Annotated in this window: 13 protein-coding genes; 5 read left to right on the forward strand and 8 right to left on the reverse strand. The window is 45.8% G+C overall.

What is annotated here, in order from left to right; all coding sequences use genetic code 11:
- The first annotated feature begins 131 nt into the window (after positions 1–131).
- The 3 genes from ACFPIB_RS12360 to ACFPIB_RS12370 all read left to right on the forward strand — a co-directional run bounded on the left by ACFPIB_RS12360 (position 132) and on the right by ACFPIB_RS12370 (position 5,546).
- On the forward strand, positions 132–1,271 hold the full coding sequence (locus ACFPIB_RS12360; RefSeq protein ID WP_378017771.1) for a cystathionine gamma-synthase: 1,140 nt from the start codon (positions 132–134) through the stop codon (positions 1,269–1,271).
- A gap of 127 nt (positions 1,272–1,398) precedes the next feature.
- Positions 1,399–4,083 carry a VPS10 domain-containing protein gene (locus tag ACFPIB_RS12365; RefSeq protein WP_378017772.1) on the forward strand — a complete coding sequence of 895 codons (2,685 nt, stop codon included), beginning with the start codon at positions 1,399–1,401 and terminating at the stop codon, positions 4,081–4,083.
- 173 nt (positions 4,084–4,256) lie between these two features.
- Positions 4,257–5,546: a hypothetical protein gene (locus tag ACFPIB_RS12370; RefSeq protein WP_378017773.1), complete on the forward strand. Its 1,290-nt coding sequence runs from the start codon at positions 4,257–4,259 to the stop codon at positions 5,544–5,546.
- A gap of 120 nt (positions 5,547–5,666) precedes the next feature.
- Here the strand turns inward: ACFPIB_RS12370 and ACFPIB_RS12375 are convergent, their stop codons facing one another.
- The 4 genes from ACFPIB_RS12375 to ACFPIB_RS12390 form a co-directional block, all read right to left on the reverse strand.
- Positions 5,667–7,220 carry a T9SS type A sorting domain-containing protein gene (locus tag ACFPIB_RS12375; protein WP_378017774.1) on the reverse strand — a complete coding sequence of 518 codons (1,554 nt, stop codon included), beginning with the start codon at positions 7,218–7,220 and terminating at the stop codon, positions 5,667–5,669.
- 54 nt (positions 7,221–7,274) lie between these two features.
- Complete coding sequence (locus ACFPIB_RS12380; RefSeq protein WP_378017775.1) at positions 7,275–7,784, reverse strand: gamma carbonic anhydrase family protein; 510 nt, start codon at positions 7,782–7,784, stop codon at positions 7,275–7,277.
- Between the two features lie 745 nt (positions 7,785–8,529).
- The gene (locus tag ACFPIB_RS12385; RefSeq protein ID WP_378017776.1) at positions 8,530–9,513 is read right to left on the reverse strand and encodes a radical SAM protein; all 984 of its coding nucleotides are present in this window, start codon (positions 9,511–9,513) and stop codon (positions 8,530–8,532) included.
- A gap of 207 nt (positions 9,514–9,720) precedes the next feature.
- Positions 9,721–10,410 carry an endonuclease III domain-containing protein gene (locus ACFPIB_RS12390; protein WP_378017777.1) on the reverse strand — a complete coding sequence of 230 codons (690 nt, stop codon included), beginning with the start codon at positions 10,408–10,410 and terminating at the stop codon, positions 9,721–9,723.
- A 50-nt stretch (positions 10,411–10,460) separates the two neighbouring features.
- Between ACFPIB_RS12390 and ACFPIB_RS12395 the strand changes: the two genes are divergently transcribed.
- The gene (locus tag ACFPIB_RS12395; protein ID WP_378017778.1) at positions 10,461–11,123 is read left to right on the forward strand and encodes a DUF2238 domain-containing protein; all 663 of its coding nucleotides are present in this window, start codon (positions 10,461–10,463) and stop codon (positions 11,121–11,123) included.
- A gap of 1 nt (position 11,124) precedes the next feature.
- On the opposite strand, the gene ACFPIB_RS12400 is transcribed toward ACFPIB_RS12395, so the two are convergent.
- The 3 genes from ACFPIB_RS12400 to ACFPIB_RS12410 all read right to left on the reverse strand — a co-directional run bounded on the left by ACFPIB_RS12400 (position 11,125) and on the right by ACFPIB_RS12410 (position 13,382).
- Positions 11,125–11,598, reverse strand: a complete 474-nt coding sequence (locus ACFPIB_RS12400; protein ID WP_378017779.1) for a hypothetical protein — start codon at positions 11,596–11,598, stop codon at positions 11,125–11,127.
- 134 nt (positions 11,599–11,732) lie between these two features.
- Positions 11,733–12,422 (reverse strand): YiaD family glycine zipper/OmpA-like lipoprotein, encoded by a 690-nt coding sequence (locus ACFPIB_RS12405; RefSeq protein WP_378017780.1) that lies wholly within the window; start codon positions 12,420–12,422, stop codon positions 11,733–11,735.
- 270 nt (positions 12,423–12,692) lie between these two features.
- Positions 12,693–13,382 carry a YiaD family glycine zipper/OmpA-like lipoprotein gene (locus ACFPIB_RS12410; protein ID WP_465251498.1) on the reverse strand — a complete coding sequence of 230 codons (690 nt, stop codon included), beginning with the start codon at positions 13,380–13,382 and terminating at the stop codon, positions 12,693–12,695.
- 327 nt (positions 13,383–13,709) lie between these two features.
- Here ACFPIB_RS12410 and ACFPIB_RS12415 point away from each other — a divergent pair, with 327 nt between their 5' ends.
- A complete protein-coding gene (locus tag ACFPIB_RS12415) occupies positions 13,710–14,423 on the forward strand; it encodes a hypothetical protein (protein ID WP_378017782.1) in 714 nt (237 codons plus the stop codon).
- 91 nt (positions 14,424–14,514) lie between these two features.
- On the opposite strand, the gene accD is transcribed toward ACFPIB_RS12415, so the two are convergent.
- Positions 14,515–15,420: an acetyl-CoA carboxylase, carboxyltransferase subunit beta gene (gene accD, locus ACFPIB_RS12420; protein WP_378017783.1), complete on the reverse strand. Its 906-nt coding sequence runs from the start codon at positions 15,418–15,420 to the stop codon at positions 14,515–14,517.
- Positions 15,421–15,514 lie beyond the last annotated feature (94 nt).

Below are 15,514 nucleotides of genomic sequence, written 5' to 3' on the forward strand. Positions count from 1 at the left end.
TTTAACTTGCAAACGACTTTAGAAAACGGTAGGGTTTAGAGCCTGAAAAGTCCATTATTAAGTGGAACAACCGCATAAATCAGTTTCCCGGAAAGTCTTGAAAATTTTGTCTTACAACTTAATCTGAAACCATGAAATTCGGAACCAAAGCCATACATGCCGGCGTAGAGCCAGACCCAACCACGGGCGCTATCATGACCCCAATTTACCAGACTTCAACCTACGTGCAGAAATCGCCGGGCGACCACAAAGGCTACGAATATTCGCGGACGCATAACCCAACCCGCACGCAGTTGCAAAACGCTTTAGCAGCGCTGGAAAACGGCAAACACGGCCTTTGCTTTGCCACCGGTATGGCAGCCATAGATGCGGTAATTAAAATGCTGAGTCCCGGCGACGAAGTAATTGCTACCAACGACCTTTACGGCGGGACCTACCGCATTTTTACGAAGATCTTCCAGAACTACGGCATCAAATTCCACTTCATTCCGATGGCCGATATTGCCAACGTGGAAAGATTCGTGAACGAAAACACGAAGCTGATCTGGGTAGAAACGCCAACCAATCCGCTCCTGAACATCATTGATATTAAAGGCGCGGCGGCCATTGCTAAAAAGCACAACCTGAAACTGGTAGTAGATAATACTTTTGCTACGCCATATTTACAGACACCGCTTGATCTGGGAGCCGATATCGTAATGCATTCGCTTACTAAATACATGGGCGGACACTCCGATGTGGTAATGGGCGCTTTAATTGTGAAAGACGACGAACTGCACGAAAAACTGGCCTTTATTCAGAATGCGAGCGGTGCCACACCAGGTCCGCAGGACTGCTTTTTAATTCTTCGCGGTTTAAAAACGCTGCATTTGCGCATGCAGCGCCACTGCGAAAACGGCCGTAAAATTGCCGAATATCTGAAAGCACACTCGAAAGTCGAAAAAGTATTCTGGCCGGGCTTCGAAGATCATCAGAACCACGCGATTGCGAAAGACCAGATGCGTGATTTTGGTGGCATGATCTCGTTTGTACTGAAAGGCGATAAAATGGAAGATGCTATTAAAACGCTGGAGAAATTCCACTTCTTTGCTTTGGCCGAATCGTTGGGCGGCGTAGAATCGCTTTGCGGCCACCCGGCCAGCATGACGCACGCCAGCATTCCGCGCGAAGAGCGCATGAAAGGCGGCCTTTCAGATTCTCTGATTCGTTTAAGCGTGGGCGTGGAAGATGTAGAAGACCTGATCGAAGACCTGAAACAAGCCATCGGCTAGTTTTTGAGACGAAAACGGTACCGTTTTTATAAGAAAAAGTCCTGGCGAAAGTCAGGACTTTTTTATTGCGGCCTGTGAAGGTTGTTTTTGTGTAGCAAAAGCTGTTATTTCAGGTAAATATTCTGATATGAGACATTTTCTTACGCTGCTTTTGGTAGCCTTTTTTACAGCAAGCCTGCCGCTGCATGCCCAGGTTTACCTCGAAAAGAGCACTTCCGATACGCTGACTTTCAAAGATCTGCAACGCCAGTTTGGTAATTGGAAACGCGACAAGAAAATAAGCAAAATTAAAGGCTGGAAATATTTCAAGCGCCTGGAAATGGAAATGCTGATGCATACCGATGGTAAAGGCGATCCCGCCGATCCGGCCATTTATGTGAACGAAGCCCTTAAAATTGCCCGTGAGAAAAAGAACCTGCAGTCAGCCCGGTTTGCCAACGACTGGTACCCGGTTGGGCCGAATGCAGTGCCGAATAACCAGACCGGCTACATGGAAAACGGGGTGGGGCGTATCAACTGCATTGCTTTTCACCCCACCAGCACTTCTACTTATTTTGTTGGCGTAGCGCAGGGTGGCGTCTGGAAAACCACCAACAACGGCGTTTCCTGGACTCCGCTAACCGATAATTTACCCATCACCCGCATCAGCGACATTGCCATAGATCCCAATAATCCGAATACGATGTACATTTCCGTGTGCGATTTTGCTTACATCGGTGCCGGGCTTTTTCTGGATGGCCGCAAGCGGAATACGCATTATGGTTTAGGCGTTTACAAAACGACCGATGGTGGTTTGACCTGGAACCCGACTGGCCTCAGTTTTCAGCAAACCAACCGCGATGCTTCCCTCATTAAAAAGATCATGGTGAATCCGGCGAACAGCAACAATGTGATCGCCTGCGGGGTGAGTGGCATGTATGTGTCTAATAACGGCGGAACCAGCTGGACCAAAAACGTGACCGGGCTTTTCTGGGATCTGGTGCAGCACCCAACCAATGCCAATATTTTATATGCCGCAACCGGTTGGGTTAAAGCAGCCAATACGGGGCAGGCCGGCATCTGGAAATCTACTGATTTCGGCACCACCTGGACCCAGCAAACTACTAATATTCAGGCTACCGGTGCGGTACAACGCATAAAACTGGCCATAGCACCTTCTGACCCGAATTATGTTTATGCCATTGCTGTTGATATTTCGAACGGACTTTACGGATTGTATAAAACTACCAATGGCGGAACAAACTGGCAATTTATAAATCCGGGCCTTAATATTCTGGAAGGTGGAAACGGTTCGCAGCCCGGCGGTCAGGGAAATTACGACCTGGCTCTTATGGTTAGCGGCACCGACCGGGATCTTATTTATACCGGCGGCGTGAATATCTGGGGTTCGATGGATGGTGGCCAGACTTTTAAACCGGTAAGCCACTGGACCACAAGTTACGGCCCTACGGTGCACGCTGATATTCAATTTATGGAACGTCAGGCCAGCACCGGAAACATTTTTGTCTGCAACGATGGCGGCCTTTACCGTACTTCAAACCTCGTTTTAGGCGATTGGAATGCAGCTGCCAGCGGAACGCCCTGGCCAACCCAATGGACCAATATCAGCAACGGTATGGCCATTACTTCCTTCTACAGAATTTCGAGCTCTAAAAACAGTGCCGGAAGAATTGTAGCCGGGGCGCAGGATAACGCTACTTTTTATTTCGATGGCACTAGCTGGAACACGATCTTTGGCGGCGATGGCATGGATAATTACCTGAGCCCGGTTAACAACAACGAAATAATCGGTTCGTGGCAATACGGCAGTTTTCAGCAATCTACTAATAATGGAGCCAGCTATATCAGCCTGATAGAACCGGGCGGATACTTTGAAAAAGGAGAATGGACTTCGCCGTTAGTGGTACACGATACCCAGCCGAATACTTTATATGTAGGTTTTGAAAACGTATTTAAATCTACCAATAACGGTGTTTCGTGGAGTGCTATTTCTAATTTTACGCGGGGCTTTAATGCTACCGAGATCAGCGCAATGGCCATTGCCAACGCGAACAGTAATGTGCTTTATGCAGCCCGCCGGGTTAGGCATGAATTTAACTTGCGGGGCAGCGTTTTTAAAACCACGAATGGCGGCGCTAACTGGATCAACATTACTGCCGGCCTGCCCGATTCCTTGTATTACACCAGCGTGGAAGTGAGCGAAAACAATGCTGATATTGCGTATGTTGCTATGGCAGGTTTCAGCGCGGGGAACAAAGTTTTCAGAACGAGCAATGGCGGCGCCAGCTGGCAGAATATTTCTTATAACCTGCCAAACCTGCCGGTAAACTGCGTAAAATATATTCCGGGGCAGAATTATATCATGGTGGCTACCGATCTTGGGGTTTATGTTTTAGCCAATGGCAGCACCACCTGGGTTAACCAGAGCAAAGGTTTGCCAAACGTAATTGTTACCGATATTGAATTTAACCCGAGCCTGAATAAAATTTATCTTGCAACCTTCGGGCGCGGCATTTGGGCGAACGATCTGAACAGCTTTGTTTCCGGCACCAAAGAGAAAATTGCTGACCTCGGCATAGAATTATATCCTTCACCCAACCAAGGCAGCTTTACTATTAAATTCCCAACTGGACAATCTGCGAAAGAAACGTATCAGCTGGAAGTGATCGATGTAACCGGTAAAATCATCCATCGTGCTTCGATTTCCGGCAAAACCGAATATCAGCAGAAACTGGATGTGCCGGCCGGCCTGTATTTTGCTAAAATTACCGGTAATAACGTGTATGGCATAAAGCGATTTGTAGTAGAATAATACCTTAAAACGGTATCGATTTTAACAGAAAAAGTCGCGGAGCAATCCGGGGCTTTTTTTATGGTTCCATTTTCTGAGACGCATTGATTCAGGAAAACCAAACAGTTGCTGGCTTGTTCTTCAGGTAGTTTTTAACCCGAAAATGCTACCGTTTTAAAACCCAAAATTAACCTATGGAAAAAGCGCAAACATTACCCCCCGGATTTCAGGATATGCTTTCGTTTGGTTTGGTAGAAGCGTTGCTGGGCCGCAGGTCGCGTCGCTTTTTTATGGGTGCCGAAATTCCGGACGGAGTTTTTAAATACAAGTCAAAACACGAACCGGTACCGCTTTCCGAATTAGAGAAGTTGCTTGTAGTTACAGCTTGCGGCGGCAATACGGGCTGGAATCATCTCATTTACCGGGCTCAACGCTACGCGCCGCATCTTTCAAATTATGCCGGTGCGGCTGGCGGAAGAACGTTTCCTTCGGCGGCTGGCTTTCATACTTCCAAAACGTTTTTCACCGACGATGAAGGCGTATATGTGCTCGATGTGCGTGATGCACCGGCGCTGGCTGAACGGGAAATAAACGGAGAAATAAATCTGGAAACGCTATTGCCGGAACTCAAAAAACACGTGCGTAAACTTCAGGATGGCCGCCTGAAAGTACCTTCGGAAGTGCCGTTTGTGGAAGCGCATAATACCTGGGTAGCCAATAAACCGGGAACGCTTTTGGTAATGCCGGTCGGTGATCTGGCGCAGCACGCGTTGTTGGGTTTGTGCTACATGCTGCAAAACGGCCAGGTACTTTACGACGACATCAACAAACGCGCTATTCCGGGAATTGAAAAATTCAGCCAACTAGTTGACGTAAAAAATGTGCTGCCGATTTCGTTTGCCGACCAACTTTGCCTGTCCGAAATTACTGTAGAACTTGCCACCAGTTGCTTCGCTGGCGCCTTGCTTTTGCAGGCCATGGGCTTAGGAGGCTGGATGTACGATGGCATCGATCCGTTCAGTTTACTAGGTGCGAGCGGCAAACCTGAAGTACCTGGTTTAGGTTTCCGGTTCGATAAGAAAGAAAGCTGGAGTGTGCCGAACGTAACGGGCCTGGAAGGGATTATGGAAGGTTTTTGTCCGCCGCACTTTAAAAATATGCGCGCTGCGGTAGATGCCGTTTGCGAACGAAAATTCGGGAAAAGCGGCCCATATAATCCTGAAACGCCGGGACCCTTTCAGGATACAAAAAAAGTACGTTCAGCGGCGCAGGTTCATTCCGAAGAATTTAAGGAATGCGTGGCTTTGCAGGCACAATACATCTACGATACGTTCGGGAAATTTCCGGCTACGGTTCCTTCCATTTTTACGCACATGTTCCTACAGGCGCATCATCTGGATCTGGATCATTACGATAAATTCTACAAACCCGGCGAGTATTTGCACACGCATAAAACGCATATGGAAAGGTGGCATAAAGCGTAAAGCCTGGCTCAATAGAAATATTAAAAGTAGTTTTTAAGCAAAAAACGGTAGCGTTTTAGAACAAAAAAGCCCCGGAATATTCCGGGGCTTTTTTGTTTTTTTATAAACTGCAGAAGTTGCTTAACGCTGGATCAGTAATTTTCCGGTGTAGGTCTTAGCGCCATTTTCCAGGCGATACACGTACAAGCCGGCCGGTAATCCGGAGGTGTTTATTTTCAGTGAGCCGGTATTGTTGTTAGGCTGCAGGTTTAAAACTTCCTGACCTAAATTATTGTAGAAGCGCAGGTGAGTTTTTGTGCTTAAAACCATACCGTTCAGCTCAACTTTTACTATGTCAGTTGCCGGGTTCGGGTAAAGAGCAAGGGCGTTTTGCATAATTTCCGGACGAATACCCGTAGCTGGTTTGGTATAGATCGGCGTAAAAATTACCTTTCCGTGGTTGGCATTATCTGTTTTATGAAAGATATGATCTTCAATAACTGTGGTATCGGTAGTGCCCCAGATGTTGTTTTGGGCAAAGATCGTATCAGTGGTATTGTTGTAAACGTCCCAGATCTGGCCGGAAGCACCGTTGTTGTAATTGTTGTAGATCTGGTTCAGGCCAACATCGGCGGTGTCAATTGGGTTAATTCTGCCCAGGCTTGGTTTTGGTCCTGTTTTCACGGTTGAACCGCTCTGCATGGTAATTCCCCAGCGGTTATCGCGGATTATATTGCGGGAAACGATAATATCCTGCGGACCGGTGCTGGAGAAGAAATTAATACCGCTGCCGGCAGCCATCGGGTCCGGGTAAACTTTATTGCCTTCCAGCAGATTGCCTTTAATGTAGCCTTTCATGTTGGTGCCCGTTACGTTTACGCCGTAGCTGTTCTGACGGATCGTATTATTGGCAATCAGGAATTCAGTAATAGCCGATGAACCCAATAAATTGGCAATAGCAATACCGCCGGAACGGTTGGTTGGAGCATTTATCCCAATAATAGTGTTGCCGGTAACTTCGATCGGGCCAGATTTGGCCGGACCCAGGTTAATTTGCGGATAAAGCCCCGGCTCCTGACCATTTTCGAAGAACCAGTTATTGCGGATAGTTACCGTAGCGCCGTTGGCCGGCGTTGAAACTCCTGCGCGCGCATTGTGGTGAACTTTAGAATTAGAAATGATAACGGGTACATCGCCGGAAACGTTGATGGCGCCGCTTTGCGCCGCCCGCTCGTTAAAACGCACAATGCAGCTATCCATAATAAGGCCGGCACTTATTACCCGCACGCCGCTGCCATGCTCTACAATGGTTTTCTTTAATAATGAAAGGTTGGGCGCAGTAGCACTGGCCGAAGTTTCGAAACGCAACGTATGGAATTTATCTGCAGGATTTGCCGCTGTAATTTTTACCGAATCAGGCGGGATTACCAGCAACGTACCCTCTATCGTGATCATGATCTTATTCCCGAGTTTCAGGGTTTCGTTCGAATCGATAAAAAGGGTATCGTTCTGAGCAATGGTAATAGAATCGTTTACAAAATACACGCCGCCGCTATACGTTACGCTGCCTTTTGCAGCCGAAGCCGTTACGAGGTTGTTCAGATTCCAACGCACACCGCTATTAGGCGAGGTATACTGCGCTTTTGCTGCGGAAAATGCCAGCAGCATGATAAAAAGTAAAAGTCTGGTTTTCATAAAAGTGGATGGAATTAAGTAGAACATAAAACGGTATAAAAATCCAGCTGAAAACTACTTCAGCCAACTGGCATACAGTACATAATTATTGGCAACTTTGTCCAGGTTTTCGATCTGTTCGTTACTCAGGGCTTTTACCTTTTTTGCCGGAACACCCGCATAAATAAAGCCACTTTCGCAAACCGTGTTTTCTAAAACTACCGAACCTGCCGCTACAATGCAGTTTTTTTGCACCACCACGTTGTCCATCACAATCGAGCCCATGCCGATCAGCACATTATCTTCTACGGTGCAGCCATGCACAATAGCGTTATGGCCAATGCTCACGTTGCTGCCCACCGTTGTGGCCGCTTTCTGATACGTACAATGAATTACCGCGCCATCCTGAATGTTGGTTTTATTCCCGATCCGGATCGCGTTTACATCGCCCCGGATTACAGCATTGAACCACACGGTGCATTCGTTTCCCAAAACCACATCGCCCACGATCGTAGCATTTTCAGCCACGTAGCAATCCTTGCCCAGCTCCGGCGAAACACCTTTAATTGGTAAAATAAGCGGCATCCTTTTTAATTAAAAATTAGAAAATATGAATTAGAAACAGGCTCTCAGCCCTTTATGTTTGAGCCGCAAAGGTAGAAAAGATATTGGAGTTGGGTAGCTACTTCCGGAATTTGTAGCTGGAATGGCAAGCGGACCAGTAAATATTGTCTGAATTGGGATTTGTCAGTTTGAAGTCTAGAACAGGATTTATAGGATTTTTGGGATGGGCAGGATTTTAAAAGTGTTAGAAGCTTTTTCGATTCTGGCAGGTTTCAATGCTGTTTGACATATTTTAACCTAGAAAATCAACCACCCCTGCCCCTCCTTGAAAAGGAGGGGAGCTTTTGCTTTCTGCTATCTTCAACTCACACACATATCGCCAGCGCAGCGTTTCCTGAAAACCACGTTTGCTAGAAAGCTAAACTAAAAAGAAGCTGACTACGAAGGTGAATGATCCCAGTTTCTGTGAGAGCGGCCTCCAAGCTTACCGGTTCCGTCAGGAAAGCCGCCATGCGGCTAGGTAAGGTTGCAGCCGCGAACGCAGAAACGAAGCCCGCCCGGCTTGAGGGTGAAAATTACCGATGAAAGTTAGAAGTCAGCTGTTTAGCAGAAACAGTGTTTCAAAAACGCTATCCTTTGTAACCCAAAAACTACTTCCCGCCGATGAGGTCCTTCGCTAGCGCTCAGGATGACAGAAATGGTATGCTTTCAGCTCGAAAAAGTCTAAAACAGCAAACAAAAAATCCCTCTTCTAAGCAGAACAGCATTAAATTTTCAGAAGCCTTTTCCAGGTACCCTTATAATAATTATACTTAAGCGTACTAGGCAGCGCCTTCCAGAAATACTTATTCATTTCAACCGCAAAACTAGGCTGCATATAGCAATTAATAGTGCAGCCTTCGCACTGCGGCAACCGGCCTTCCAGCGCAATCTGCTGTTTCACTTCCGCAGAATTGTACAATTCGTAAAGTTGCCCGTTTATTGGAAATTTTTTTTCGCCTAAATGATAGCAAGGCAGCACCAGTTCGTTTTCTGGAGAAATTACGAGCGTAGTGCTGGCAGCTTTACAAACCGGATCTGCAACATGATTTCCGCCGTCACGGCGAAGTTCAATAAAACCATCGTTCAGGTACACGAATTTACGTTTCCCGAAATCAGAGAGGTAATTTAGTTCTTCGTGGTTCAATGCATCGCCAGAAGCTACATCGTTGTAAGCAAAAGCCGGGTTTATGATCAAAAGCAGTTTGTTCGGCAGAATTATTTCCTGATAGATCTTTTCCAGCTGATCCAGATTTTCTCGGAAAACGGTGAAGATGATATCCGGATGTTCGCCCAGGTTTTTAGCAATTTCTATGCTTTGCATCACAAAATCGAAGCAAGCCACGCCGCGGCCCTTGTCATGTTGCTCTTTTTCGGAAGAATCGAGCGAAAAATGCAGCATATCCACTTTTCCTTTCAGCCGTTCGGCCCATTTGGGGTACAGCATGCCGTTGGTGGTTAGCGTGGTAATAAAACCCAGTTCGTGCGCCAGCTCCAGAAACTGATCGATTTCGCGGTGTAAAAGTGGTTCGCCGCCGGTAAAATCGATCACGTTCACGCCCAGTTTTTTCAGGTCGCGCAGGTTTTGCGTTACCTGCTCCAGCGTTACGTACGGGCTCGGTTTTTCCCAGATGTCGCAGAAGCTGCATTTGGCATTGCAACGATACGTTACGTAATAATTACACAAAACCGGCCGGTGAACAAGACGCATTTTTAATGTGCTGATTTTTTAATGTGCTATTCTCTAATTTGAAAAATCAGAGAATTATTGAATGAGAGAATGCGTGAATAATTATCTGGTTTCTACGTGAAGTTAATTGAATAAATCAAATATCGGCGGCTTCATTCTCTAATTCTCTAATTTATCCATTCCATAATTTAAAGGAATAGCACATTAGCACATTAAAAAATTAGCACATTACTTCACCACCTCCTGGTAATAATTACAGATCTTGATAAGCGGGCATTTTTCGCATTTGGGTTTGCGCCACACGCAAATCTTTTGGCCGTGCCAGAGCAAATGAATATGATAATTATAAAGTTCAACCGGATCTTTGGGCAGCATTTCAAGCAGAATGGTATGCGCTTTTTCCGGCGTGTCGGTAGCAGCCAGAATTCCGATGCGTTGGCTCACCCGAAAAACGTGCGTATCGACGGGCATAACCGGCTTGTGATAATTGAAAAGCAAAAGCAACGTAGCCGTTTTCAAACCTACGCCGGGCAGAGCTGTAAGCCATTCCAACGCAGCTTCGGTATCCATTTTCTCCAAAAAACCGATGCTTATTTTGCCTTTATTCGCCGGCTGTTCTTTCATTATTTTCAGCACTTTCTGAATGTTGGCCGCTTTTTGTCCGGGAAATTGCGCAGGTTTTAAAGCATCAGCCAGGTCTTCGAATTTAGCCTGCAAAACGCCTTCCCAATCGCCGAACGTTTCCAGCATGTTGAAGTACGCTTTTTCTTCGTTGGCATGGTTGGTGCGGTGCGAAAGCATGGTAGAAATGAGTTCGCGGAATGGTTCACGGCGCGGCTTGAGCTCCAGGCGGCCGTAAAAATCATTCAGAATTTCGTGGGTCTTTAAAATTTTCCGCTGCGCTTCATTTTTCTTCATAACCATCGCGTATATATTCCGGTTACCGCTTTACGCATAATTTCTGAACAATGGCATTTCGCCTGGCCTCCCTTTTTCCTGACCCCGATTATCCGGCGCCGCAGCCTTTCCGGCAAAACCTCTTGCTGAAAATGCACCTCGCCATTTTTATACTTTTCTGGCTTTTTACCGGCGCCACCGCCACCGATTTTATAAATTGGACGCTCGAAAATTCGCTCACTATTCCGGCCGTGGTTTTGCTTATTTATTTCTATCGGAAACTGCCTTTCAGCAATACTACCTACACGCTGATCTTGCTTTTTCTGCTGTTGCATTTATACGGCAGCCAGAACGCGTATGCCAAAAATCCCTTCGGTTTCTGGTTGCAGGAACAGTTTGGCACCAGCCGCAATCATTACGACCGCATTGTGCATTTCAGTTTTGGGTTTTTGCTGGCTTATCCTATGCAGGAAGTGCTGTATAAGGTTTTCGGGCAGCGAAACTGGCCGCTTTATCTTATTCCGGTAGAATTGGCCCTTTCTCTGAGCGCGTTTTACGAAATTGTGGAATGGCTCGTAGCCGATGTGTTTTTTCCGAAGCTGGGCATGCAATTTATTGGTGCGCAGGGCGATGTCTGGGATTCGCAGAAAGATATGTTTCTGGCAACGTTGGGCGGGTTTATTACCATGCTCTACGTGTTGCTCCGCCGCAAATTCCGAAGTAAAAAACGCTAGTTTATTGCATCGGAAAAGTCTGCGAGCCTTTCACAGTTTCAATTTTCATTTCCGTTTTACTGATCCGGATGCGCACCATATCGTTTTCGGCTTTTAAGTTACCTTTGCCCTTGTAATACGGGATCCGGGTTTTCATGTAAGCTATAAAAGCATCTGGTTTCATCTGCGCGGCTTTCATGGCATCGTTATTCAAAGCGCGTTTAGCTTCCAGGTCCGGGGAAACTGCTTTCAGTTCTGCTGCCGTGGGCATGGGTTTACGGGCCGCTTTGGTTTCTGAAATTTCCGGCATTTCCGGTTCTGCTTCTTCCTGCACGGAATCTACTTTTACAGCCGTTTTATCGGGTACTTCTTCTACCGGGTTAAATTCCTGGGGGGCAGTAATTTTACCGGGCTTTTTGCTTTCGCAGGAAAAGACCAGAAACAACATGGCTGCGCAGAACGCTATGGAAATACGGGGGGAAAGTGGCTGCTTCATAATGCTCTAAAGATAAACGTAGAAAATTAAAAAACGCTATGCTTTGGGGCCGAAAAAGTAAAGACGTAAAAAAAGCTGCTCCCATCCGGAAGCAGCCTTATTCTAACATTCACTTTTAACAATTAAACTACACATTATATCTGGCCTTTTTCGGCGGCTTTTTTCAGTTTTTCGTTGGCATAAATGGCAATTTCTACGCGGCGGTTGGCTTGTTTACCGGCTTCATTGTTGTTGCTGGCTACCGGCATGCTTTCGCCAAAGCCCTGCGTGGTTATGCGGTTTGCCGCAACGCCCTGGGTAGTGGTATAAGCGCTAACCGAATTGGCCCGGCGCACCGATAACGATTGGTTATAGCTGGCAGTACCGGTAGCATCGGTGTGGCCCTGGATCAGTACATTGGTATCGCCGTATTTTTTGAGGGTTTTAGCCAGTTCGGCAATATTATTCTGGGCAGTATAGCTTAGCTGCGAAGAGTTAGTTGCGAACAGGATGCCGGAATCGAAGGTAATTTTAATGCCTTCGCCAACGCGTTCTACCGTAGCTCCTTCCATTTCGCGTTTCAGTTCTTCGGCCTGCTTATCCATTCTTCGGCCAATAATAGCGCCGGCGGCACCGCCAACTGCTGCACCCACAATAACGCCGGCGGCAGTATTTCCGGTTTTCTTACCAACCACGCCGCCAATAATACCACCTGCTGCTGCACCGATCAGGCCGCCTTTCGTGGTTTTCTTCATTGGCTTTTTAGTGCTGGTCTGGGCATAGCCCGAAGTGATCATAAAAACTGTTGCCAGTAAAATTGCGACATAAGTTCTTAACGTTTTCATAATTCAGCGTTTTCGTTTTACAAATCAGGAAGCGGCATTTATGATTTTTGAGCCTACTTCCTGTACCGGCAATAGGCAAGCGCTATGCCAAACTTTAGAACTGGTCTTTTTCTGCCCTTTCTAAAGCGGTGTTTTGCTGCATGAAAAACAATGTTTCAGATGGCTGGGAGTAGTTTTTTTAATATTTATGTGGTTTGATTTCAGGCGAAAAAAAAAGCCGTTCCAGATAAATTCCGGAACGGCTTTTTAAAGCATTATTGCTGAATCAGCTTATTTAATATCGCCACGTTCGGCTGCTTTTTTCAGTTTTTCGTTTGCGAAAATTGCGATCTCTACACGGCGGTTCGCTTGTTTACCAGCTTCGGTCGTGTTGTCGGCAACCGGTTTAGAAGAACCGAAACCCTGGGTAGAAATACGGGATGGTTCAACGCCTTGTGCAATGGTATAGTTGGCTACAGATTGCGCTCTTCTTTCAGATAAAGGCTGGTTGATAGCATCAGAACCAGTATTATCGGTGTGGCCTTCAATAATTACGTTAGTATCGCCGTATTTTTTAAGAGTAGCAGCCAGCGTGCGGATATCAGCCTGTGACTGTGGGCGCAGCTCGGCAGAGTTAGTTGCGAACAGGATACCGGAATCGAAAGTGATCTTGATACCTTCGCCAACGCGCTCTACTTTAGCACCTTTCATGTCGCGCTGTAATTCTTCAGCTTGCTTATCCATACGGCGACCAATTACAGCACCGGCCGAACCACCAACGGCAGCGCCAATAATAGCGCCTGCAGCCGTGTTGCCAGCCATTTTGCCAATAATACCGCCCACAACCGCACCGCTACCGGCACCAATAATACCACCTTTAGCAGTTTTGCTCATGCCTTTCTTTTCAGGCTCATTTTGATATGTGCTGTCGCCGCCGGTTGGCATGGTATCTTTGCTAGATTTACAGGCCGAGAAGGCCATCATTACAGCTAAGAACAAGGACAGATAAACTTTCAGAATTTTCATGTTTGTGGGTTATTAGGTTTTTAATAGCAATGTTTATTCGCTAAACATACTCAATATCGTGCCAAAATGTTTACCCTTATATAGAAAATTGAATATTGTTTCTTGTGTTTAATAGTTGGTTGCTGATTTTCAGTAGTTTAAATTTTAAAAAAAATCGGTTAAGCGTAAAAGGCAGTTTTGAAGGGCAAAAGCATAGCGTTTTGCAGAACGTTTAAACTTTCCTGTGTTTCTAACAAAAAAAGAATTGTTAATTTGGCGCAAATATTCAACTCTAATCTATTTATGAAAAATAAACTTCTGTTTGCTTTAGCGTTTCTGGGTTTAAGTACGACCGCTTTCGCACAGTTCTCCGACTCTACTGAAACACAAAATCATCTTGGTATAATTGCCAAACCGCGTTTAGAGAAAATCTTTACAGCCAATCAATCGTTACCAGTAGGTTTAATTTACAAACGTCAGGTTAAATCAGATCAAGCTTTGCGATTTTCGGCAATAGGATTTTATAACAGGACCGTTAGCGATTTTGGAAATAATAATTATGGAGAATTTTTTGATGAAACTACTGAAAGTTCGTGGCAAACAATGATTGGCTACGAATGGCAAAAGCCTTTGAGCAAGCGATGGAATTTTTATTATGGTGCTGAGCTTGGAATAAGTTCTTACAAAATATCTAAAAAGACTAAATTTTCAAATTTTCAAAATAATCTCCCACTTAATCAGGTCATATTATATCCTAATCATACCAATCATAATTCGGTTAATTACTTATTACAGCATTTCGCGGGCTTTCGACTAAATTTACACACTAAATTATACTTAGCTACAGAAACTACTATTGCTTTCAGATATTCTAAAAATAGAGATGAGCATAATGAATTTACTGTTTCCAATGACGGAACAAATGGAAAAACAGAAAAAATAAGGACTAATACATTTGAGAATTATAACCTTCGCTATTTCCCACTTTCCAACATCCAGTTAGTTTATAAATTCTGATTTCGGAAAAGGCATAAAAAAACCGGGCAGCTTTTACACTGTCCGGTTTTTTGCTTTAAAAGCCTACCGTTTTTCAGGGAGGTTTTGACATCTATTTTACTTTTTTGGTCTTTTTGCCTACCGTTTCAGTTTCAGCCATTTCTGCGTTTCCTTCCGGTTGCAGCATGGTAAGCAGGTCGGTTAATTGCTGTTTCAGTTGCTTGCGGTCTACAATAAAATCGAGGAAACCGTGCTCTAAAACGAATTCGGCGCTCTGGAAACCTTTTGGCAGGTCTTTACCAATGGTTTCTTTAATAACGCGCGGGCCAGCAAAACCAATTAAAGCACCCGGTTCCGAAATATTGAAATCGCCGAGCATGGCATAAGAAGCAGTAACGCCACCCGTCGTTGGGTCGGTCAGTAACGAAATATAAGGAACCTTCGCGTTAGCCAGCAAAGCCAGTTTCGCGGAAGTTTTGGCCATCTGCATCAGCGAGAAACCAGCTTCCATCATACGCGCGCCACCCGATTTCGAGATCATCAGGAACGGGATGCGGTGGGTGCGGGCATAGTCAATAGCGCGGGCAATTTTTTCGCCTACTACCGAACCCATAGAACCACCAATGAATTTAAAATCCATGCAGGAAACTACCAGGTCTACGCCGTTCATTTTACCGTGGGCGCTGCGTACGGCATCTTTTAAATGCGTTTTGCGCTGCGTAATGGCAATACGGCTCGGGTAAGCCTGCGTGTCCACAAATTCCAGCGGGTCGGCAGAAGTTAAGTTCGGGTCCAGTTCTTCAAACTTGTTGTCGTCGAAAAGGATCTCGAAATATTCGGCTGAATCGATGCGGTCGTGGTGGTTGCAGCTTGGGCACGTGTACATGTGCTTGCGGTGCTCGGCGGTATTGGTTACCGTTTTGCAGCTCGGGCATTTGTACCACAGGCCTTCCGGCGTTTCTTTTTTCCCTTCGGTGGGGGTTATGATCCCTTTTTCTACGCGTTTAAACCAAGACATACAATATATTCGTTAAGCGCCAGGCGCAGTACCAAAATCAATTTCAAAAAAAAGCGAGCCGTAAAATTAACGACTAAAAATGAAAAAACGGCCG

The sequence above is a fragment of the Adhaeribacter terreus genome, from assembly GCF_042657365.1.
Lineage (GTDB): Bacteria > Bacteroidota > Bacteroidia > Cytophagales > Hymenobacteraceae > Adhaeribacter_A > Adhaeribacter_A terreus.